The 19,591-nt window shown below is 68.7% G+C and carries 19 protein-coding genes and 1 tRNA gene; 10 read left to right on the forward strand and 10 right to left on the reverse strand.

Annotation, left to right across the window (positions count from 1 at the left end; all coding sequences use genetic code 11):
* The first annotated feature begins 41 nt into the window (after positions 1 to 41).
* Positions 42 to 1,265: a lactate racemase domain-containing protein gene (locus E0H50_RS07135; RefSeq protein WP_238150822.1), complete on the forward strand. Its 1,224-nt coding sequence runs from the start codon at positions 42 to 44 to the stop codon at positions 1,263 to 1,265.
* Positions 1,266 to 1,287: 22 nt separating this feature from the next.
* Positions 1,288 to 2,739 (forward strand): flavin-containing monooxygenase, encoded by a 1,452-nt coding sequence (locus E0H50_RS07140; protein WP_131285788.1) that lies wholly within the window; start codon positions 1,288 to 1,290, stop codon positions 2,737 to 2,739.
* Between the two features lie 216 nt (positions 2,740 to 2,955).
* On the opposite strand, the gene E0H50_RS07145 is transcribed toward E0H50_RS07140, so the two are convergent.
* Positions 2,956 to 4,329, reverse strand: coding sequence for a cystathionine beta-synthase (locus tag E0H50_RS07145; protein WP_131285789.1), 1,374 nt, complete (start codon positions 4,327 to 4,329; stop codon positions 2,956 to 2,958).
* Between the two features lie 78 nt (positions 4,330 to 4,407).
* On the opposite strand from E0H50_RS07145, the gene E0H50_RS07150 reads away from it, so the two are divergent.
* The gene (locus E0H50_RS07150) at positions 4,408 to 5,424 is read left to right on the forward strand and encodes an SGNH/GDSL hydrolase family protein (protein WP_131285790.1); all 1,017 of its coding nucleotides are present in this window, start codon (positions 4,408 to 4,410) and stop codon (positions 5,422 to 5,424) included.
* Positions 5,425 to 5,539: 115 nt separating this feature from the next.
* Positions 5,540 to 5,770 (forward strand): DUF4287 domain-containing protein, encoded by a 231-nt coding sequence (locus E0H50_RS07155; RefSeq protein WP_130384213.1) that lies wholly within the window; start codon positions 5,540 to 5,542, stop codon positions 5,768 to 5,770.
* 54 nt (positions 5,771 to 5,824) lie between these two features.
* Here the strand turns inward: E0H50_RS07155 and E0H50_RS07160 are convergent, their stop codons facing one another.
* The 3 genes from E0H50_RS07160 to E0H50_RS07170 all read right to left on the reverse strand — a co-directional run bounded on the left by E0H50_RS07160 (position 5,825) and on the right by E0H50_RS07170 (position 8,783).
* On the reverse strand, positions 5,825 to 6,874 hold the full coding sequence (locus tag E0H50_RS07160; protein ID WP_131285791.1) for a VOC family protein: 1,050 nt from the start codon (positions 6,872 to 6,874) through the stop codon (positions 5,825 to 5,827).
* 95 nt (positions 6,875 to 6,969) lie between these two features.
* On the reverse strand, positions 6,970 to 7,803 hold the full coding sequence (locus E0H50_RS07165) for a Bax inhibitor-1/YccA family protein (protein WP_131285792.1): 834 nt from the start codon (positions 7,801 to 7,803) through the stop codon (positions 6,970 to 6,972).
* A gap of 230 nt (positions 7,804 to 8,033) precedes the next feature.
* Positions 8,034 to 8,783: a DUF4118 domain-containing protein gene (locus E0H50_RS07170; RefSeq protein ID WP_131285793.1), complete on the reverse strand. Its 750-nt coding sequence runs from the start codon at positions 8,781 to 8,783 to the stop codon at positions 8,034 to 8,036.
* Positions 8,784 to 9,161: 378 nt separating this feature from the next.
* Here E0H50_RS07170 and E0H50_RS07175 point away from each other — a divergent pair, with 378 nt between their 5' ends.
* From E0H50_RS07175 to E0H50_RS07185, 3 genes are all read left to right on the forward strand, one after another.
* Positions 9,162 to 10,352, forward strand: coding sequence for a GNAT family N-acetyltransferase (locus E0H50_RS07175; protein ID WP_131285794.1), 1,191 nt, complete (start codon positions 9,162 to 9,164; stop codon positions 10,350 to 10,352).
* Positions 10,353 to 10,541: 189 nt separating this feature from the next.
* Positions 10,542 to 11,849, forward strand: coding sequence for an NAD(P)/FAD-dependent oxidoreductase (locus E0H50_RS07180; protein ID WP_131285795.1), 1,308 nt, complete (start codon positions 10,542 to 10,544; stop codon positions 11,847 to 11,849).
* Between the two features lie 98 nt (positions 11,850 to 11,947).
* Positions 11,948 to 12,388: a nitroreductase/quinone reductase family protein gene (locus E0H50_RS07185; RefSeq protein ID WP_131285796.1), complete on the forward strand. Its 441-nt coding sequence runs from the start codon at positions 11,948 to 11,950 to the stop codon at positions 12,386 to 12,388.
* Here the strand turns inward: E0H50_RS07185 and E0H50_RS07190 are convergent.
* Positions 12,385 to 13,044: a response regulator gene (locus E0H50_RS07190; RefSeq protein ID WP_130384221.1), complete on the reverse strand. Its 660-nt coding sequence runs from the start codon at positions 13,042 to 13,044 to the stop codon at positions 12,385 to 12,387. The genes E0H50_RS07185 and E0H50_RS07190 overlap by 4 nt on opposite strands.
* Positions 13,041 to 14,153, reverse strand: a complete 1,113-nt coding sequence (locus E0H50_RS07195) for a sensor histidine kinase (protein ID WP_131285797.1) — start codon at positions 14,151 to 14,153, stop codon at positions 13,041 to 13,043. Before E0H50_RS07195 ends, E0H50_RS07190 begins: the two co-directional genes overlap by 4 nt.
* Positions 14,154 to 14,257: 104 nt before the next feature.
* On the opposite strand from E0H50_RS07195, the gene E0H50_RS07200 reads away from it, so the two are divergent.
* From E0H50_RS07200 to E0H50_RS07210, 3 genes are all read left to right on the forward strand, one after another.
* Positions 14,258 to 14,764, forward strand: a complete 507-nt coding sequence (locus E0H50_RS07200) for a glycine cleavage system transcriptional repressor (protein ID WP_131285798.1) — start codon at positions 14,258 to 14,260, stop codon at positions 14,762 to 14,764.
* A 23-nt stretch (positions 14,765 to 14,787) separates the two neighbouring features.
* Positions 14,788 to 15,303 carry a peptide deformylase gene (def, locus tag E0H50_RS07205; protein WP_238150824.1) on the forward strand — a complete coding sequence of 172 codons (516 nt, stop codon included), beginning with the start codon at positions 14,788 to 14,790 and terminating at the stop codon, positions 15,301 to 15,303.
* Between the two features lie 19 nt (positions 15,304 to 15,322).
* Positions 15,323 to 15,405, forward strand: a tRNA-Leu gene (locus E0H50_RS07210).
* A gap of 307 nt (positions 15,406 to 15,712) precedes the next feature.
* Here the strand turns inward: E0H50_RS07210 and E0H50_RS07215 are convergent.
* From E0H50_RS07215 to E0H50_RS07230, 4 genes are all read right to left on the reverse strand, one after another.
* Positions 15,713 to 16,390 carry a DUF4190 domain-containing protein gene (locus E0H50_RS07215; protein WP_131285800.1) on the reverse strand — a complete coding sequence of 226 codons (678 nt, stop codon included), beginning with the start codon at positions 16,388 to 16,390 and terminating at the stop codon, positions 15,713 to 15,715.
* Positions 16,387 to 17,064 carry a hypothetical protein gene (locus E0H50_RS07220; RefSeq protein ID WP_131285801.1) on the reverse strand — a complete coding sequence of 226 codons (678 nt, stop codon included), beginning with the start codon at positions 17,062 to 17,064 and terminating at the stop codon, positions 16,387 to 16,389. The genes E0H50_RS07215 and E0H50_RS07220 overlap by 4 nt, the downstream gene beginning before the upstream one ends.
* A gap of 145 nt (positions 17,065 to 17,209) precedes the next feature.
* Entirely contained in the window at positions 17,210 to 18,043 is an 834-nt protein-coding gene (locus E0H50_RS07225) for a uracil-DNA glycosylase (protein WP_131285802.1), read from the reverse strand.
* Between the two features lie 78 nt (positions 18,044 to 18,121).
* Complete coding sequence (locus E0H50_RS07230; RefSeq protein ID WP_131285803.1) at positions 18,122 to 19,540, reverse strand: MFS transporter; 1,419 nt, start codon at positions 19,538 to 19,540, stop codon at positions 18,122 to 18,124.
* Between the last annotated feature and the right edge of the window lie 51 nt (positions 19,541 to 19,591).

Raw genomic sequence — 19,591 nt, forward strand, 5'->3', positions numbered from 1 at the left:
CGATCTGTGCGCACCCGCCGTACGTCGGTAGTGTTCGAGGTGTGACTGATGTGGCGGTGATCGGTGGTGTGGGTCAGGTCCTGACCGAGGACGAGGTGACGGCGTTCGTCGGCGGTGTCCTGGCCGGCGCGGGCCTGGAGGGCCGCAGCGTCTGCGTGATCGTCCCGGACGCGACCCGCAGCTGCCCGCTTCCCTTGCTCCTGAAGGCGGTCACCGAGGCCCTGAAGGACAGCCAGGTCACGATCCTGGTTGCCCTGGGCACGCATGCGGAGATGACGCCGGAGCAGCTCCGCGAGCACCTCGGCGGCGACTACCCGAACGTGATCAACCACGAGTGGTGGAAACCCGAGACGTTCGCGGACCTCGGCACCATCGGTCCCGACCGGGTCGGGGAGATCTCGGACGAGATGCTCCGCGACGAGGTCCCGGTCCGCCTCAACCGGGCCGTCGTCGAGCACGACGTGGCCCTGGTCGTCGGGCCGGTGTTCCCGCACGAGGTGGTCGGCTTCTCCGGCGGCAACAAGTACTTCTTCCCGGGTGTCGCGGGGCAGGAGGTCATCGACTTCTCGCACTGGCTCGGCGCCCTGATCACCAGCGCGAACATCATCGGTACGCCGGGCATCACCCCGGTCCGCGCGCTGATCGACGAGGCCGCCGCGCTGATCCCGGCCGAGAAGCTCGCTCTGTCCGTCGTCGCGCAGTCGGGGACGGACGCCCTGCACGCGATCGCCTTCGGCGACACCACCGAGTCGTGGCGCGCCGCCGCCGAGATCTCCGCGCAGACCCACGTCCGCTACCTGGAGCATCCGGTCCGGCGGGTGATCTCGGTGATGCCGCCGAAGTACGCCGACATCTGGACCGCGGCCAAGGGCTTCTACAAGGTCGAGCCGATCGTCGCGGACGGCGGCGAGGTCATCCTGTACGCGCCGCACGTCACCCAACTGGCCGCGATGCACCCCGAGATCGAGGAGATCGGCTACCACTGCCGCGACTACTTCGTCGGCCAGTGGGACAAGTTCCGCGACCTGCACTGGGGCGTCCTCGCGCACTCCACGCACCTGCGCGGCGCGGGCACCTGGGACCCGGCCAAGGGCGAGCACCTCCGCGTCCGGGTCACGCTCGCCACCGGCATCCCGGAGGACGTCGTGCGCCGGGCCAGCCTCGGCTATCTCGATCCCGCGTCGGTCGACCTGGCCGCGTACGAGGCCGATCCGGAGACCTTCGTCGTACCGAACGCCGGCGAGACCCTCTACCGGCTTCAGTGACCCGCCGGTAACCTCAGGCGGTATGGCTGAGGTCGTCATCGTCGGGTCCGGGTTCGCCGGGCTGTGCATGGGAATCAAGCTGCGGCAGGCCGGGTGTGAGGACTTCGTCATCCTCGAGAAGGCGGACGACCTCGGCGGCACCTGGCGGGACAACACGTATCCCGGCTGCGCCTGCGACATCCCGTCGTACCTGTACTCGTTCTCGTTCGAGCAGAACCCGCGCTGGACGCGGATGTTCGCGCCCTGGGACGAGATCCTCGCGTATCTGCGGCACTGCGCGGACAAGTACGGCATCGCCGGCAAGATCCGGTACGGCGCCGAGGTCACCGAAGCCGTCTTCGACGAGGCGACCGGCCGCTGGACCGTCACGGTGAACGGCGACGAGACGCTCGAGACGCAGGCCCTGGTGACCGGCGTCGGCAGCCTGCACCGGCCGAAGCGCCCGGACCTCCCGGGCCTCGACTCCTTCGCGGGTACGACGTTCCACTCGGCCGTCTGGGATCACTCCGCGGACCTGCGCGGCCGGAACGTCGCGGTGATCGGGACCGGCGCGTCGGCGATCCAGTTCGTGCCCGAGATCGCGCCGCAGGTCGCGCAACTCGACGTGTACCAGCGGACGCCACCGTGGATCACCGGGAAGCCGGACCGCGCGATCGGCGGCTGGGAACGCAAGCTGCACGAACGGTTCCCGGCCGGCCAGCGGGCGATCCGGAACGCCATCTACTGGGGGCTCGAGGGTCGCGGCGCCGGGTTCGCGGGAAACCCGAAGTTGATGAAAGGCCTGGAAATCCAGGCGAAACGGCACCTGCACAAGCAGGTCACCGACCCGGAGCTGCGGGCGAAGCTGACGCCGGACTACCAGATCGGCTGCAAGCGGATCCTGATCTCGAACGACTACTACCCCGCGCTCGCCCGGCCGAACGTCGACCTCGTCACCACCCCGATCACGCGGGTCACCCCGACCGGCGTGGTCACCGCCGACGGCACCGAACGGGCCTGCGACACGATCGTGCTCGGCACCGGGTTCGACGTCTCCGCGAACCTGACCCGGATGCCGATCCTCGGCAAGGACAGCGTCGGCCTCGCCGACCACTGGAAGCGCAACGGCATCGGCGCGCACCTCGGCATCACGGTCGCCGGGTACCCGAACCTGTTCCTGCTGGTCGGCCCGAACACGCTCCTCGGCCACTCCTCGATGGTGTTCATGATCGAGGCCCAGGTCCGGTACGTGATGCAGGCCCTGCACCTGCTCCGCCGCCGCAACGCGACGTACGTCGAGGTCCGCGAGGAGGCCCAGGAACAGTTCGTCGGCGAGGTCCAGGGCGAACTCGGCGAGACGGTCTGGGCGTCGGGCTGCACCAGCTGGTACCTGGACAGCTCCGGGCGCAACTCCACCATCTGGCCGGAGTGGACCTTCGCCTACTGGCGCCGGACGCGGCGCCTCGATCCGGCCGACTTCGCGGTGGTCCATTAGGGGACAACCCGGACTCCTCAAGTAGGAGGCCGGGTGGCCCGGTGTACGACCTTGGGATGAACGGAAGACCGATCCGGAGGCCGATGTCTCAGGCCGTCAGTTGAAGGACTCTTGAGACATGGAAATCCTTCAGATCGCCGGAGCGGCGGCCATCGTGATCGGCATCGTGATCACGGCGCTGATCGCCATCATTCCGTCAGTTGTGGACCGTTGAGGTCAGTCGGCCGACAGATGGACCAGTAGGTCCTGCCGGGTCAGCACGCCCACCGGCTTTCCGTCGTCCAGAACCATCAGGGCGTCCCTACCTTCGAGCAGCTCGACCGCCTTCGTGACCGGTTCGCCGGCGCCCAGGGACGGGAGCGCCGCGTCCATGTGCTGCTCGACCATGTCGGCCAGCCGCGCCTTGCCGGAGTACAGGGCGTCCATCAGCGTCCGCTCCGACACCGCGCCGGCCACCTCGGCCGCCATCACCGGCGGCTCCGCACGGACGACGGGCATCTGCGAGACGCCGTACTCACGGAGGATCGCGACCGCCTCGGCGATCGTCTCGTGCGGGTGGGTGTGCACCAGCGGCGGCAGGCTGCCGTCCTTGCCGGCCAGCACGTCACCGAGCGTGGTGCCCTGCTTGGTGTGCGCGAGAAAGCCGTACTGCGCCAGCCAGTCGTCGTTGAACACCTTGGTCAGGTAGCCGCGGCCGCCGTCCGGCAGCAGGACCACGATGACGGCGTCGGGGTCGTCGAGCTCCTTCGCGAGCTTGATGGCCGCCGCGGCTGCCATTCCGGCCGAGCCGCCGACCAGCATGGCCTCCTCACGGGCGAGCCGCCGGGTGAGCGCGAACGAGTCCGCGTCGGACACCTCGATGACGCGGTCGCAGATGTCGCGGTCGTACGTCTCCGGCCAGAAGTCCTCGCCGACGCCCTCGACCAGGTACGGCCGGCCGGTGCCGCCGGAGTACACCGAACCCTCCGGGTCGGCGCCGATGATCTGCACCTTGCCGCCGGAGACCTCCTTCAGGTACTTCCCGGTGCCGCTGATCGTGCCGCCGGTGCCGACGCCCGCGACGAAGTGCGTGATCTTGCCGTCGGTCTGCTCCCAGAGCTCCGGGCCGGTGGTCTCGTAGTGCGATCGCGGGTTGTTCTGGTTCGCGTACTGGTTCGGCTTCCAGGCGCCCTCGATCTCGCGGACGAGCCGGTCGGAGACGTTGTAGTACGAGTCCGGGTGCTCAGGGGCGACCGCGGTCGGGCAGACCACGACGTCGGCGCCGTACGCCTTGAGGACGTTGCGCTTGTCCTCGCTGACCTTGTCCGGGCAGACGAAGACGCACTTGTAGCCCTTCTGCTGGGCGACCATCGCCAGGCCGACGCCGGTGTTCCCGGAGGTCGGCTCGACGATCGTGCCGCCGGGCTTGAGCTCGCCGGAGGCCTCGGCGGCCTCGATCATCCGGACCGCGATCCGGTCCTTCACCGAGCCGCCCGGGTTGAAGTACTCGACCTTGGCGAGCACGAGGGGCTTGGCGCCGTCTGTCGTTTTCGTCAGCCGCACCAGTGGGGTGTTGCCGACCAGGTCCAGGAGTGATTCTGCGTAGCGCACGATCTTTACTCTAGTGATATGCGCGTCGTTCCCCTATTTTCACTTGCGCCGGCGTAACTGCGTGTAATCCTTGTACTTGTGAGTAGAGCCAGGGCAGCCAAGAAGCTGGCCCAGGCCGCAGCCTTCGGGGGCGGGGGACTCGGACTCATCGGTGCCACGTTGTACGGCGTACTGACCGCTGAGGCCGAGTACGCGAAGCGTGTGATCGGCCCGATGCGTTACTACCCGACTCCGGGCAACGGTCTGTACGGCCGGTATCCAGGACATCCGATCACGTTCGCCATGCTCGGCGACTCGAGTGCCGCGGGGTACGGCACCGACTCGCCGGACGAGACTCCCGGGGTGCTGCTCGCCTCCGGGCTCGCGGAACTGGCCGAGCGACCGGTCCGGCTGGTCGACGTCTCCAAGACCGGGGCGAAGTCGACCGACCTCGCCGCGCAGGTGGACGCCGCACTGCAGGCCGGACCGCATGTCGCGGTGATCCTGATCGGCGCGAACGACGTGAAGGCGAAAATGCCCCCGTCGACGTCGGTCCGCTTGCTGTCCACCGCCGTACGCCGGTTGCGCGCCGCGAACTGTGAAGTGGTGGTGGGGACCTGCCCCGACCTGGGCGTGATCCGGACGATCCAGCCGCCGTTGCGGTGGGTCGCCCGGTCCTGGAGCCACCGGCTGGCCGCCGCTCAGACCATCGCAGTCGTCGAAGCAGGCGGCCGCTCCGTGTCACTCGGCTCGCTGCTCGGCGAGGTGTTCCGCACCAACCCGTCGATGTGGGGCCGGGACAACTTCCACCCGTCGGCCACCGGGTACGCCGCCGCGTCGGCCGCGCTGCTGCCGTCCGTGGCGGCAGCAATGGGCGTCGGGACCGAGTCGTTCGTGCACCCGGAGCAGTTCCGCGGCGAGGCGATCCTGCCGATCGCCGAGGCCGCCGTCCTGGCTGCCCGCCAGGCCGGCACCGAGGTCGCCGCCACCGAGGTCGCCGGGCGCGAACGCGGCCCGCGAGGCCGCTGGGCCGAACTGCGGCACCGGCGCCGGCACCCCAAGGCCGAGGTCGACCGTGTCGAGGAACCCACGGACAGCGTGCCCGTGGGCCAGTAGGTCATCGACTTGTGCGTCCGCTGAGCGGGGACTTTCATGTCGGGAGTCTTGCCTCCGGGCGGCCACGTGGTGCACAGTCGATAACTACGCGGTACCCCGATAACGGGAGGCGAAGATGGGCTTGAACCACTCCGAGGAGACGCATCAGCGTTTGGTGGAGGCCGTGCCCAGATGCACCGGACGCGCAATGACCGAGTGGTTCCAGCTGATGAACGACGGACCGTCGTTCCTGCGCTTCGACGACAGAGTGAGATGGCTAGCCGGCGAGTACGCACTCGCGCACGGGCACGCAACCGCCATCGTCCATGAGTTCGATCTGGTCAAGGCGCATCGGCGAATGGGCTGAGCCGCAAAGGAGTCGATTCGAAGACCTGCCCTTTCAGGTGGAGGGGCAGGTCTTTCACGTTCCGATGAGGACCTCGTTGCCCTCCGGATCCGCCACCAGGTAAGGCTTCTCGGACAACACCCGCCCACCCGTCGACAACGCCGTCCGCACCCGTTGCGCCACCGCGTCCTCCGGTAGGGCGAGCTCGAAGCGGATCCGGTTTCGCTGCTGCCGGGGCTCCTCCAACTGCTGGAAGAACAGCACCGGGTTCAAGCGCCGCGGGTCGTAGATGTCCGAGAGATGCGGTCGTTCGTCCTCCGCGTAGCCCAGCAGCGCCACCCAGAACGCCCGAACCGCCGGTACGTCGAGCGCGTCGATCCCGAACTGCACGAACCGCAACGGCGCGGGGTCCGCTCGCAGCCCGAGCTCCTTCGCCGCGTCCTCGATCCGCGTGGCCAGCGCGACGAACTTCGGGTCCGCGCCGTCCGCGTCCTCCCACCGGTCCTTCCCGCTGTCGATCACGACGCCTTCCGCCCGTACGTCGATCATCAGCGGAACGCCCGCGGCATCGGCCAGCTCGGCCACCTTGGTCGCCAGGTGCGCCGGTGCGGAGGTCGGGTAGAACGTCATCGCGCCGAACAGCGCGAGCCAGTCGGTCGTCCCCGGCAGCGGGTCCCCCGGCACCAGGTCGACCTCATTCCCCTCGTCGTCGGGCAGCATCACGCCGTACGCCCCGGACGGCTCCCGCCCCGTCACCGCGCGCGCCTCGTCCACTGCCGCCGCCGGCCGGACCACATCGACGTGGATGCGGTTCCGCAACGGTCGCGGCTCCGCGAGGCGCCGTACGGCGAACTTCGGGTCCCGGCGTAGGAGGTCCGGGCCGAGAACGGTGTCCCAGAAGGGCTGCACCGCGGCCGGATCTGCGGCCTCGATCACGACGTCGAGGGTCTGGTCACCGGCCGGGTTCGCGGTCAGGCCGAGCTCCGCGGCTGCGAGCTGGGCTTCTTCGGTGGCCCGTACCCGGACGCCGGTCGAGCGGATGTCGACGTCTGGCATGCCGTGCTGCACGAGGCGTTCGGCGAGCGCGGCGCCGGCGGCGTGCGAAGGAGCGTCGTACCAGGTCATGGGAACACCGTAGAGCCAGAACCGGACGAACTACGTCCGGAAAGCCGGAAGGGCCGGCCCACCTGGACCGGCCCTTCCGTTGACTTGCTGGTGTGTCAGTCGCCACCGCGGAGGATGGCGAGGATCCGCAGGATGTTCCAGTACAGCCAGACCAGGGTGACGGTCAGGCCGAACGCGGCCCGCCAGGCCTCGTTCTGCGGGGCGCCCTGGCGGACACCCTGCTCGATCATGTCGAAGTCGAGGATCAGGTTGAACACCGCCAGACCGGCGCCGAGCGCGGCGAACAGCAGACCCATCGGGCCCATCCCGCTGATGCCGGTGCTGACCCCGAAGAGGCTCAGGACCAGGTTGACCAGCAGCACGCCGGCGAAGCCCGCCGTACCGATGACCACCATCTTGGTGAACTTCGGCGTCACCTTGATCGCGAAGTACTTGTACGTCGCCAGCGTCAGACCGGCCGTCACCATCGTGGCCAGCACGGCCTGCACGATGATCGCGGAGTCACCGACCCAGGCGGCGATGAACTTGCTGCCGATCCCGAGGAACACACCCTCGGCGACCGCGTACAGCATCACGAGCGCCGGGTTCACCTTGCGGGAGAACGACAGCACCATGGCCAGCGCGAAGCCGACCAGTGCACCGGCGAGGAACGCCGGGGTGACCAGTGTCGTCGGGATCGCCCACCAGGCGAACGCCGCGGCCGCCACGACCACGCCCAGCGTGATCGCGGTCTTGACGATCACGTCGTCCAACGTCATGGGGCGGCTCGAGGCCGGAGCGCCCTGGTACTGCTGCTGCGGCGGCAGACCCGATCCGCCGTAGCCGTAGGGGCTCTGCTGCTGACCGTACGGAGCGGCCCCCGGATAGGCCTGGCCGTGGCCAGGCGCGAACGCACTCGACCGGTTCAGCACCGGGTTACTGCTCTGCATCTCTTCCTCCTGATGACCCACATCCGGGGCCGTATCGAGATACTACGGTCCCACCCTTAACAACATCTGAGAATCCATCAACCATTCCGCACCGAAAATCGGCGAATATCCATCGGTCACCGATGCATTTGCCGCTAATGCGAAGTCCGGTCGGGCGGCGTCGTGCCTGTATGGGCAGGCACGACGCCGGGGCCGGCGGCCACCCAGGACGTGTTGCTCCCGCAGGCCGGTCAGAGGTGGGGATAGGTGGGTTCTTGGGTGCTGAGGGCGGCTCCGACCTGGTCGGCGAGGGCTACGGCTACCAGGCGTTGTTCGAGGTCGGGGCGGGCGATGCGGGTGGCGGCGGTCAGGAGGAAGCTGCCGCGGTGCTCGCCGGCGTGCTGGATGGGGAGGTCGATCTCGGCGTTCGTCGGGAGACCGTCGCGTTCGACCTTCAGGACATGGGATCCGCGGGTGACCGAGCCGTCCGGGTTCAGCCGCGGCGCGTCGACCCGCTTGCTGGCGGCAACGAACTTCGCGCCGTCGATCCCCAGTACGGCGGTCAGCTCGGCGCGCACCTGCTCGATCAGGTCGTCGGTCGACCCGCCGGCCGCGACCGCCTGCGAGGTGGTGATCACGCCGTCCAGGTACCCGGCGCGCCGCGACGCCTTGGCTTGTTGCCCGCGGCCCCAGATCGCGATCTGGGTGACGGCGATCCCGATCACCAGCAGCAGTACGGCCTGCTCGACGTCGTTGCTGCTGTTGATGGTGAAGCTGTCGTACGGCACGGTCAGGAAGAAGTCGAACCACACCGCGCTCGACACCGCCGCGACCACGCCTGCGAGCCGGATCCCGAACACGGCCACCGCCACGATCACGACCACCAGCAGCAACGCCGCGTTCGCGTTGTCGAAGTGCTCCCGGAACGGAGTCAGCAACGCACACACCACCGGAGGCGCCAGCACCGAGGCAACCAGCACCGGGGTTCGATAGTTCTCCACCCGTCCATTGACCCTCACCACCGCCCCCGGATCAACAATTCTCACAAAGGTCTGTCACCGGCCTGCTCGACTTAGCCACCGTCGGACTCCGGCAGTTCGAGTCGTGGGTTTCGGCGGCCAACCGCAGCCCCGATCCACGACTCGCCGGTCCTGCCACCAACCAAACGCCACGACTCGGCGTGATGCACGTCGGCATACGCCAGCCCCCGACCGAGCATCGCCCGGGGGAACAGACATCTTCCGGGGGCTGCGGACAGGGAATATCAGGTGCGATCCCACCAGAACTTGTCCCACGGCCCCGCAGTTCACCCACACATCGGACAGAAGAGCCGAATAATCCCTCGCCCGTCGGACGTCCGGCTGCGTAAGTTCCTTCGCATGCACCGACTCCGACTGGCTACGGACGCGGACGTCAGGTTCCTGGCCGACGTGACGCTTGCTGCCACTGGTGCTCAAGGACGTCTGCCCGCGGACTTCGACGAAGCTGCCTGGCGGGACAGGTTCGCGGAGTGGACGCGCGAGTCGATCGAGGATCCCGGCACCGAGCTGTACGTCATCGAGGTCGACGACGTCGGTGCCGGGCGGCTGCGGGTCAGTCGTACGGCGGAATTCGTCGAAGTGAACGGGATCCAGCTCCACCCGGAGGTCCAGAACCGGGGCATCGGTACGGCGATCTTCACCGTGCTGCAGTCCGAGGCCGCGAGGTCCGGCGTACCGCTGAAGGTGAACGTCGAGCGGGACAATCCGGACGCGCGGCGCCTGTACGACCGGCTCGGCTTCGTCAAGATCGGCGAGGAGGGCGGCGAGGACGTCCTGGAGTGGTCGAAGGCTGCAGAGCAGAATCGGTTGTGGAACGCGGATGTCGCGGAGCGGTACGACACGCCAGGCGTCGGGATGTTCGCGGAGGACGTTCTCGGGCCGACCGTGCAGCGGCTGGCCCAACTTGCCGACGGCGGGCGTGCGCTCGAGTTCGCGATCGGCACCGGGCGGGTCGCCGTACCGCTGTCGGAGTACGGCGTGCCGGTGAGCGGGATCGAGTTCTCGGACGCGATGCTCGAACAGCTGCGGACGAAGGCCGACGCGGACACCATCCCGGTCGTCACCGGTGACATGGCCACGGCGCGGATCCCGGGCGAATTCACCCTCGTCTACCTGGTCTACAACACGATCGCGAACCTGCTCACCCAGGAGGAGCAGGTCGCCTGCTTCCGGAACGCCGCCCGCCACCTCTCCCCCGGCGGCCGTTTCGTGATCGAGCTCTGGGTCCCCGAACTACGCCGCCTCCCACCCGGCGTCCCCGCCACGGTCGGCACCGCCGATCCCGGTTACATCCTCCTGGACACGTACGACGTACTGAAGCAGCACGTCGTCTCTCACCACTTCCATTTCGGCGAAGGCACCGACGCCCAGCTCTTCCGCACCCCACACCGCTACATCTGGCCCGCCGAACTCGACCTGATGGCCCAACTGGCCGGCTTCACCCTCGAATCCCGCCACGCCGACTGGACCACCACGGAGTTCACCGCCGACTCCCCCTCCCACGTCTCGGTCTACCGCCTGCCCTCCTGAGCTTGCGGTTGTGTGTCAGGGGTGGTGGGTACCGCCCGACGGACCCACCATGAGGGGATGAAGGCTCCCTCGGCTGGGGGATGTTCGGTGGGTGAGATCACTCGCGGGAGGGTTTGTGAAATCTTTCACGAGTGTTTAGCGTTGAAGTGAACATCAAGTCTGAGAACCCACTCAGGGAGAGTGAATCGCATGACAGCCCAGGTGCCGCACATCCTCGTCGTCGGAGGCGGTTACGTCGGGATGTACACCGCGTACGGCCTGCGCCGGGCCGCCCGTCAGGGGCGGATCCGGGTGACTGTGGTCGACCCGCGGTCGGTGATGACCTACCAGCCGTTCCTGCCGGAAGCCGCGGCCGGTTCGGTGGAGCCGCGGCACGTCGTGGTGCCGCTGCGCAAGACGCTCAAGGGCTGCCGGGTGGTGACCGGCCGCGTGACGGGGATCGATCACGCGCACAAGGTCGCCAAGGTGATGCCCGAGGAGGGCCCGGAGTACGAACTCGCCTACGACCAGGTCGTGGTCGCGCTCGGCTCGATCGCCCGCACCCTGCCGATTCCCGGACTGGCCGAGGAAGCCACCGGCTTCAAGAACGTCGAAGAGGCCATCGCACTGCGCAACAAGGTCCTGGACCGGCTCGACGTCGCGTCGTCGCAGCCCGACCCGGTACTGCGCAAGTCCGCGCTCACCTTCGTCTTCGTCGGCGGCGGGTACGCCGGTGTGGAGGCGTTCGCCGAGCTCGAGGACATGGCCCGCTACGCCACCCGCTACTACGACAACATCAAGCCCGAGGACATGCGCTGGGTCCTGGTCGAGGCCACCAACCGGATCCTGCCCGAGGTCGGCACGGATCTCGGCAAGTACACCGTGGACCAGCTCCGCAAGCGCAACATGGACATCCGGCTCGAGACCCGGCTGGAGTCCTGCGAGAAGGGCCACGTGATCCTCAGCGACGGCGAGGAGTTCGACGCCGACACGATCGTCTGGACGGCCGGTGTGAAGGCCAACCCGGCGCTCGCCGCGACCGACTTCCCGCTGGACGAGAAGGGCCGGGTCAAGACGCTGCCGAACCTGCGGATCGAGGGTGTCGAGGACGCCTGGACCGCCGGCGACAACGCCGCCGTACCGGACCTGACCAGCGAGACCGGTGCGTACTGCGCCCCGAACGCGCAGCACGCCGTACGGCAGGCCCGCCGGCTCGCCGCGAACATCCTGCGCGTCGTCGACGGTCAGCCGCCGCAGGACTACAAGCACAAGTACGTCGGCTCGGTTGCGAGCCTCGGCCTGCACAAGGGCGTCGCCCAGCTGTACGGCGTGAAGGTGAAGGGCTGGCTGGCCTGGTTCCTGCACCGGACCTACCACGTGTCCCGCGTGCCGACCCTGAACCGGAAGGCCCGCGTCATCCTCGACTGGACCCTGGCGCTGTTCTTCCGCCGCGAGGTCACCAGCCTCGGCAGCCTGCAGACGCCGAACGAGGAATTCCGCCGGGCGACCCAGTCGTAGCCCCTCACCGATCGGCCGGGCCTCCAACTCGCCGGGGGCCCGGCCTTCTCTTCGCGGTCGCGCTCTGCCAGGCTGTGCGCGAGTGTCTGGAGGGGGACATGAGCAAAGCGAGGCTGCCACCGCGCTGGTTCATCCGCGCGGCGTGGAAGGTGCACCGAGGTCTCTACAACACCAGCGGTAAAGGCCTGTCACTACCGCGGGACAAGAAGTACGGCCTGTTGCGGCTCACCGTGATCGGCCGGCGGACCGGGGAACCGCGGAGCGTCATTCTGGGGTACTTCGAGGACGGGCCGAACCTGGTCACCCTCGCGATGAACGGCTGGGGCGCACCGGAACCGGCCTGGTGGCTCAACCTGCTCGCTCACCCGGACGCCGACGCGGTGCTCAAGGACGGACAGCTAAAGGTCCGCGGCCGCGCCGCCGAGGGCGAGGAACGTCAGCGACTCTGGGCCCGCTGGCAGCAGATCGACAAGAACCTCGACGCGTACGCCGACCGCCGTCCCAGAACCACCGCCGTGGTGGTACTCGAACCGCGCTAGTCATGCAGGAGGCCGGCGTCGTGGACGAGGAGGGCGATCTGGACGCGGTTGTTCAGGTCGAGTTTCGTGAGGATGCGGGAGACGTGGGTCTTCACGGTCGGGACGCTGAGGTAGAGGGTCGCGCTGATCTCGGCGTTCGACTTCCCCTCGCCGACGGCGACGGCGATCTCGCGTTCGCGGTCGTTCAGGTCCGCGAGACGGGCGGCGGCCTTGGTCTTGCGGTCGTTCTGGCCGGAGTCGGCGACGCGGGTGATGAGGCGTTTGGTGACGGCCGGTGAGAGAACGGGATGCCCGGCCGCGATCCGGCGTACCGACTCGACGATCTCGGCGGGCGGGGTGTCCTTCAGGATGAACCCGGCGGCGCCGGCGCGGAGAGCGCGCAGTACGTGCTCGTCGGCGTCGAAGGTGGTGAGGATGACGACCTCGGGCGCGCCCGAGCGACGGCGTACCGCTTCCGTCGCGGTAAGGCCGTCGGTCCCCGGCATCCGGATGTCCATCAGGATCACGTCCGGCGCGAGCCGATCGATCAGACCCTGTACGCCGGATCCGTCGCCGGCCTCCCCGACCACCCGGATGTCCTCGGCGCCGCCCAGCATCAACTTCAGCCCGGCCCGCAACAGTGGATCGTCGTCGACGATCAGAACCCGAATGGTCATGCGGGCCACGGTAGCCAGGCGAACAGGCGGAAGTCGCCGTCGGGGGTGCGGCCGTGTTCGACGCGGCCTTCGACCAGGGCGGCGCGTTCGCTGAGGCCCTTCAGACCTTGGCCGTCCCCGCGCCGGCGGTTCGGCGCCGGGTTCCGCAGCTCGACGGACAATCCGTTGCCTGGGGCACCCGTCACGCTGATCGTCACCGGCTCGCCCGGCGCGTGCTTGACCGCGTTCGTCAACCCCTCCTGCACGATCCGGTACGCCGTACGCCCGACGTGCTCCGGCATCGCGCCCGGCGCGTCGAGCGTGAGATCCACCGGAATCCCGGCGTCCCGCGAACCCTCGACCAGCGCAGGCAGGTCGGCGAACGCGGGCTGCGGAAGCTCGCCCACCGGAGCCCGCAGTACGCCGATCACCTCGCGGAGATCCTGCAGCGCCTGGTGTGCGCTCGCCCGGATGATCTCGGCGGCGCCCGCGACCTCGGCGGTGGACGCGTCCGGGCGGTACGCCAGCGCGCCGGCGTGCACGCTGAGCAGCGACAGCCGATGCCCGAGTACGTCGTGCATCTCGCGGGCGATCTCCTCCCGCGCCCGGAGCTGCGCCTGCTCGGCCTGCAGCGTCGCGACTGTCTCGGCCCGATCCGCCCGGTCCCGCAACGTCTGCAGGAGTTGCCGCCGGGACCGGATGTAGAAACCCCAGCCGGCCATCGCCAGGTACAGGGTCATGCCGATGACGAGCTGCGTCTTCCAGTCCTCTTTGTGCCGCACCTGGAGATAGGTGAGCGTGGCGGCGAAGTTCACCGCGAAGACCCAGATCGAGGTGCGCCACGGTTTGTGGACGGCGACGGTCATGATCAGCACCAGGGTCGGCCCCGCCGCGGCGTCGGAGTACACCGAGACGGCGGCCGCGAGCAGCGCCAACGGAACGGCCCAGCGGCGCCGGAACCACAGGGTCAGGCACAGCACCATCCCCGACCAGAAGTCGATCGCGAGCAGCAGGTGCGGCACCGGGTCGCCCTCACCCTCGCTGTAGGCGAGCAACGAGACCATGATCGCCAGTACGAACGACACGCTGTCCACAAGCCAGTTACCGGCGGTACGACGTGGCGCGCTCATGTCTTGAATGTAGCGGTGTGTAAGCGGTCTCCGGGGCGGGTGCGGGTGTCCGGATACCGAAGTCGGTGCGATCGGGTACTTAGGTCGGCGGTAGGTTGCCGGGCATGAGTCAGCTCGCAGTCACCGTCATCGGCCCGGACCGCCCGGGCATCATCGCCGACGTCACCGAGGCCCTGGCCGGTACCGGGGTCAACCTCGAGGACTCGACCATGACGCTCCTGCGCGGCCATTTCGCGATGATGATCGTCTGCGCCGGACCGTTCGAACCCGTGAAGGCGGCGCTCGAACCGCTGCGTGGCGAGCTGGTCATCACGGTCCGCAAGATGGGTCCCGAACACGAGCACGCGCCGATCGGGGCGCCGTACATGCTGAGCGTCCACGGCGCGGACCGGCCGGGGATCGTGGCGGCGGTGACGCGGATGATCGCGGCCGCCGGAGGCACGATCACGGACCTGGCGACGCGGCTGAGCGGCGGGCTGTACGTGCTGACCGCCGAGGTCGAACTGCCGCCGACCGCCGAGCTGGAGACGCTGGACCGGGCGCTCGAGATCACCGCCGAGGAACTCGGAGTGGGCGTCACGCTGCGCCCGGCCGAGAGCGACGAACTGTGATCACTGACTGGTCCCCTGCCCGGTTGGACGTCGCAGGCAACGTTGTGGAGGTCGTCCGGGCGCCGCACCCGGTGCTGGCCACGGAGAGCGCTCTCGTGGATCCGCTCGATCCGGAGATGATCCAGCTCGCCGCGGACCTGGTGGCGACCATGCGGGTCTCCCCCGGGTGCGTCGGTCTCGCGGCGCCGCAGGTGGGCGTCGCGGCGCAGATGTTCTCGCTCGACGTGACCGGTCACCCGAAGACACGTACCTGCCACGGCGTCTTCGTCCTGTGCAACGCCGTCGTCGTCGAAGCCTCGCGCAACGAGAAGGCTCGCGAGGGGTGCATGTCGGTCCCGGACTTCACCGGCGACGTCAAACGCGCCACCCGGCTGACGGTCACCGGCGTCCTCCCCGGTACGTCGGATCAGGTCACGATCACCACCGACGCCTTCGAGGCCCGCGCCCTCCAGCACGAGATCGACCACTGCAACGGCAAGCTCTTCCTCGACCGGGTAGCCGGCGCCCACGCCGTGTACCCCCGAAAGGTCTACCAGTAACGAGTACTCTCGTCCCCGAGCCCGGGTGGCGGAACGGCAGACGCAGCGAGCTTAAACCTCGCGGCCCTCACAGGCATACGGGTTCGAATCCCGTCCCGGGCACAAGCAACCCACGCGCCCGGTTAGTGCTGATCCGCGGCATGACATCCCCAGTGGCGGCACTGGGTTGTATGAGTTCTGGACCGCTGGTGGTGTGCCGGTTTATCTGCATGACACCACGTTGATCAGTATCGAGGTGCGGCCGCCCGAGCGCAGGCTGATCGTTCGGTTCGAGTACGACAAGCCGCGATGGACGCCGCCCGAAGCAGCTGAGACGCCGGTCATCGTGATGCGGTTCGATGAGGTCGCGATCTCTGAATGGACGCAGGATCCGGAGGTTGGCGTTCGATCGCCGCGAAGCAGGGCGGCGTTAGCTGATGGCGGTGCGGATGCCGCCGATGATGGCGAAGACTATGAAGAAGGCGTTGGCCAGGAGGGCTAGCCAGGCGATGGCTTTACCGCGTTGGCCGGTTGTTTGGATTGTTCGGAGGGCTGTGAATGCCAGGTAGATCGAGAGGGGGGCGCAGAACGCTACGGTGAGGAGTGCGGCGACTGCCTGGCCGTTGACGCCGCCGCGGCTGGGGGCCTGGTGTGTTGGGGCGGCGTACGTGTCGCGGTACGAGTCTCGGTAGGGCGGGTCGGCGTACGGGGACTCGGTGTAGGGGTCCTGGTACGACTGCTCGTACGGCGGCTTGTACGGGTCTCGGCGTGGCGGGGTTGATGTGCGGCCGGGGCCGGAGGCCCACGCGAACGGGTCTGCGGGAGGCTCGTCGGGTTCGGGCTGCGTGGGGCGGACGAAGTCCTGGGGGCGTTCCTTGCGGTGGAGTAGGAGGGCGTAGTCGGCGCGGCGGGTGGGGTCGGTGAGGATTTCGTAGGCGCGGTTGAGTTTGACCTGTTGGGTGGGGTCGCCGCCGACGTCGGTGTGGTGGCTTCGGGAGAGGCGGCGGTAGCTGCGTTTGATTTCGTCGGCGTCGGCGGAGCGGCTGACTCCGAGCAGCTTCCAGGGGTCGGCTCCGTCGAGGTCCCGGAAGTCCCGGCTCGAACTCATCGAGCGACGTCCGCCTGGTAGCAGGTCAGACGCCAGGCGGCGTGCTGCGGGTCCATTCCGTTGGGCAGGGTCCGGTGGCCGGTCGCGAACGTGACGGTCTTGTCGCCTGCGAGGTAGCACCACAGGTCGAGCTCTTCGTCGTTCCCGTAGTAGTACCACCGGTAGTGCGTGACGGCTTGCGACCCGAGGAACGGTGTCTGCAGGCGTTGCTGCGCCTCCAACGGCAGGTTGCCGAGGACGCCGCGCATCTCCTGCGTGATGTTCAGCTGCGGCGGGACCGACACCTGGGACTGCTCGTCCTTGCCACGCGACACGAGCGAGCGGAGACCGCCGCGAGGCTTCGTTGCCTGTTGCTGTACGACGGCGTGCTTGATGCTCGACGGTACGAACTGATCGATCCGCACGGTCTGCGTCCGCTGCCCCTGCTTGTTGACGCGCGGCGTGGTCACGGCCAGGCCATGAGGCCCGAAGACGACGGCGTACGGCCGGTCGCGCTCACGCTCGTGCAGGTCGGCCCACCACTCGATCGCCGGCCCTACCTTGCGCTCGAGATGCGCCTTGACGTCGTCGTGGAGTTCGCCCCACCAGTGGAACCGGTCCGGGCTGGGAACGAACCCCAACGGCGCGGCCTCGTGCGCGGCAGGCATCGACGGCGCGGCCGGCGCACGCTCCACGCCACCACCTGCGGGCCGCTGGGCAGCCGGACGTCCCCGAGATTGCTCGGGCAGGTTGTCACGAGCCATGTGGGCTGCGGCGTGGGGCGGCGGCATACATAGTCGAGAGCTTCCAACACCGCGCCTGCCCAGGTCAACTCTGGTTTCAGGAGTCTGTGGACAAGTCCTTGGCGCGGGTGAGTACGGCGTCGGTCATCTGCTCGGTGAGCTTGCCGGTGAACGTGTTCTGCTGGCTCGGGTGGAAACACCCCAGGACCGTGACCTCTCCGTACGGCGTCGCGATCCGGTACTCGACCGCGTGGCCGAACTTCGGGCGCGGCCGCGGTACGTCGGCTCCGAGCGCGAGCAGCGCCACGAGCAGAGCGTCGTACGCGAACTTGCCGAGGCAGACGATTGACCGGGTGCTGGGGAGGGTGAGCTCGAGCTCGCGCCGGTACCAGGGGGCGCAGGTGTCGCGTTCCTCCGGGGTCGGTTTGTTCGCGGGCGGGGCGCAGCGGACGGCGGCGATCATCCGGGTGCCGATCAGGTGCAGGCCGTCGCCGGCGTGTTCGCTGGTGGACTGGCTGGCGAGGCCGACCCGGTGCAGGCTCGCGAACAGCCAGTCGCCGGACCGGTCGCCGGTGAACACGCGCCCGGTGCGGTTCCCGCCGTTCGCCGCCGGTGCCAGTCCGACGATCAGGATCCGCGGCTCGGCGGCACCCCAGCCCGGGATCGGCCGTCCCCAGTACGGCTGATCCGCGAAGGACTTTCGCTTGCCGACAGCAACGTCCTCACGCCATTCGACGAGCCGCGAACAGGCCCGGCACACGGACACCCGCGCTTCCAGTTCCGCCAGTTCATCGGTCGCCGCCAGCTCGACCACGTCGCCCGCATCCTGCGCCACCGGAGTACGCCGTACCGCGGGATCCTCCGGCCACCCGGCCCCGGGCGGCACCGGGCTCTCGAACAACTCCCCGGTCAACGGATGCGGAAGCTTCACCCACCCAGCCTAGAGAGGCTTTGCGGAGACTTTTCGCCACCAGGCGCAACATTTGTTCCGGAAAGCCCCTCGGGCGGGTCAGGCGACCAGTTCTTCGGCGGGTCGCGGGGTCGCGACGGTACGGCGGGCACTCGGGATGGCCAGGGCGAGTACGACGGCCGCGGCGGCGAAGGCTGACAGGAGGAGGAAGGTGTCGGTGAAGCCGGCTTCCGCGGGGAGTCCGGAGGGCTGGATGTGGCCCGTGATGATCGAGCTCGCGAGGGCGGTACCGATGGAGCCGCCGATGGTGCGGATGTTGGCGTTCATGCCGGTGGCCGCGCCGGTCTGTTCGCGCGGGACGTTCTGCACGATCAGGCTGGTCATCGCCGCGTAGGCGAGGCCGAGCCCGACACCGAACAGGGCCGTCGAGACCGCCACCTGCCACTGCGCGTCGTGGAACTCCGCGAACATCAACGCCGCGACCAGACTCAACGCCGAACCAGAGACCACCTGCGCCTTGGCGCCGAAGTTCGGCGCGAGCGGGCCGCTCAACGACCCGACGATCGCCATCGTCACCAGCATCGGCAGCATCAGCAGCCCGGCCTTTGTCACGCTCGCCCCGAAGCCGAACCCGGCCGCCGTCGGGATCTGCAGGAACTGCGGCACGAACGCGTACACCGCGAACATCGCCGCCCCGAACAGCAGCGCCACGAGGTTCGTCGTCCACACCGCCGGGCGGCGCATCATCCGCATGTCGATCAGCGGGTTCCGCGAGCGCAGTTCGACCGTGATCCAGCCGGCGAACAGTACGACGGCCAGCCCGAAGAGCCCCACCGTCCGGAACGAGCCCCAGCCCCACGAGCGGCCGGTGCTCAGCGGGAGCAGCAGCGCGATCAGCCAGCCGGACAGGAACGCGGCGGCCAGCCAGTCGATCCGGCCCGGGACACGGTTCGGGGACTCCGGGACATAGCGCCGTACCATCACCGTCGACAGCGCGACGACCGCCATCGGGATCCAGAACAGCCAGCGCCAGCCGAGCCACTCCACGATCGGGCCGGCCAGGACGATCCCCAGCCCGCCGCCGGCCGCGATGATGGCCGACACCACGCCGACCACGGACGGCACGCGCTCGGCCGGGAACTCGTCCCGGATGATCCCGAACGCCAACGGGAACACGGCTCCGCCGACACCCTGGAAGATGCGGGCGGCGATCAGTACGCCGACGTTCGGCGCGAGCGCGGCGACCAGACAGCCGATGGCCAGCGCGCCCAGTGCGATGAAAAGCGTGCGTTCCTTGCCGACCATGTCGCCGATCCGGCCGAGCAGCGGGGTCGCGACCGATACGGAGAGCAGGAGTGCGGTGAACACCCAGGTGACCGTGCCGGGGGTGGTGTGCAGGTCGTGCTGGATGACGGGCAGCGCCGGGCTGACCAGCGACTGCAACATAGCGAAAGAGGCGACGACCGTGGCGAGGACCGCCAGGGTGACGCGGGGGTTTCCAGACCTGATGACAGGCATGCAGAAGTCCTTCGAACGTGTGCGAGCGAAGCGAGGTGGAGGTGTGAGCGC

The organism is Kribbella sindirgiensis, assembly GCF_004331435.1.
Taxonomy (GTDB): Bacteria; Actinomycetota; Actinomycetes; order Propionibacteriales; family Kribbellaceae; genus Kribbella; species Kribbella sindirgiensis.

Excerpts from the sequence above, each read along its gene's own strand:
- E0H50_RS07215 (WP_131285800.1), bottom strand. The coding sequence starts at position 16,390 with ATGAGTTCGAGCCGGGACTTCCGGGACCTCGACGGAGCCGACCCCTGG.
- E0H50_RS07185 (WP_131285796.1), top strand. The coding sequence starts at position 11,948 with ATGAGCAAAGCGAGGCTGCCACCGCGCTGGTTCATCCGCGCGGCGTGG.
- E0H50_RS07230 (WP_131285803.1), bottom strand. The coding sequence starts at position 19,540 with ATGCCTGTCATCAGGTCTGGAAACCCCCGCGTCACCCTGGCGGTCCTC.
- E0H50_RS07160 (WP_131285791.1), bottom strand. The coding sequence starts at position 6,874 with ATGACCTGGTACGACGCTCCTTCGCACGCCGCCGGCGCCGCGCTCGCC.
- E0H50_RS07190 (WP_130384221.1), bottom strand. The coding sequence starts at position 13,044 with ATGACCATTCGGGTTCTGATCGTCGACGACGATCCACTGTTGCGGGCC.
- E0H50_RS07175 (WP_131285794.1), top strand. The coding sequence starts at position 9,162 with ATGCACCGACTCCGACTGGCTACGGACGCGGACGTCAGGTTCCTGGCC.
- E0H50_RS07195 (WP_131285797.1), bottom strand. The coding sequence starts at position 14,153 with ATGAGCGCGCCACGTCGTACCGCCGGTAACTGGCTTGTGGACAGCGTG.
- E0H50_RS07140 (WP_131285788.1), top strand. The coding sequence starts at position 1,288 with ATGGCTGAGGTCGTCATCGTCGGGTCCGGGTTCGCCGGGCTGTGCATG.
- E0H50_RS07200 (WP_131285798.1), top strand. The coding sequence starts at position 14,258 with ATGAGTCAGCTCGCAGTCACCGTCATCGGCCCGGACCGCCCGGGCATC.
- E0H50_RS07165 (WP_131285792.1), bottom strand. The coding sequence starts at position 7,803 with ATGCAGAGCAGTAACCCGGTGCTGAACCGGTCGAGTGCGTTCGCGCCT.
- E0H50_RS07180 (WP_131285795.1), top strand. The coding sequence starts at position 10,542 with ATGACAGCCCAGGTGCCGCACATCCTCGTCGTCGGAGGCGGTTACGTC.
- E0H50_RS07155 (WP_130384213.1), top strand. The coding sequence starts at position 5,540 with ATGGGCTTGAACCACTCCGAGGAGACGCATCAGCGTTTGGTGGAGGCC.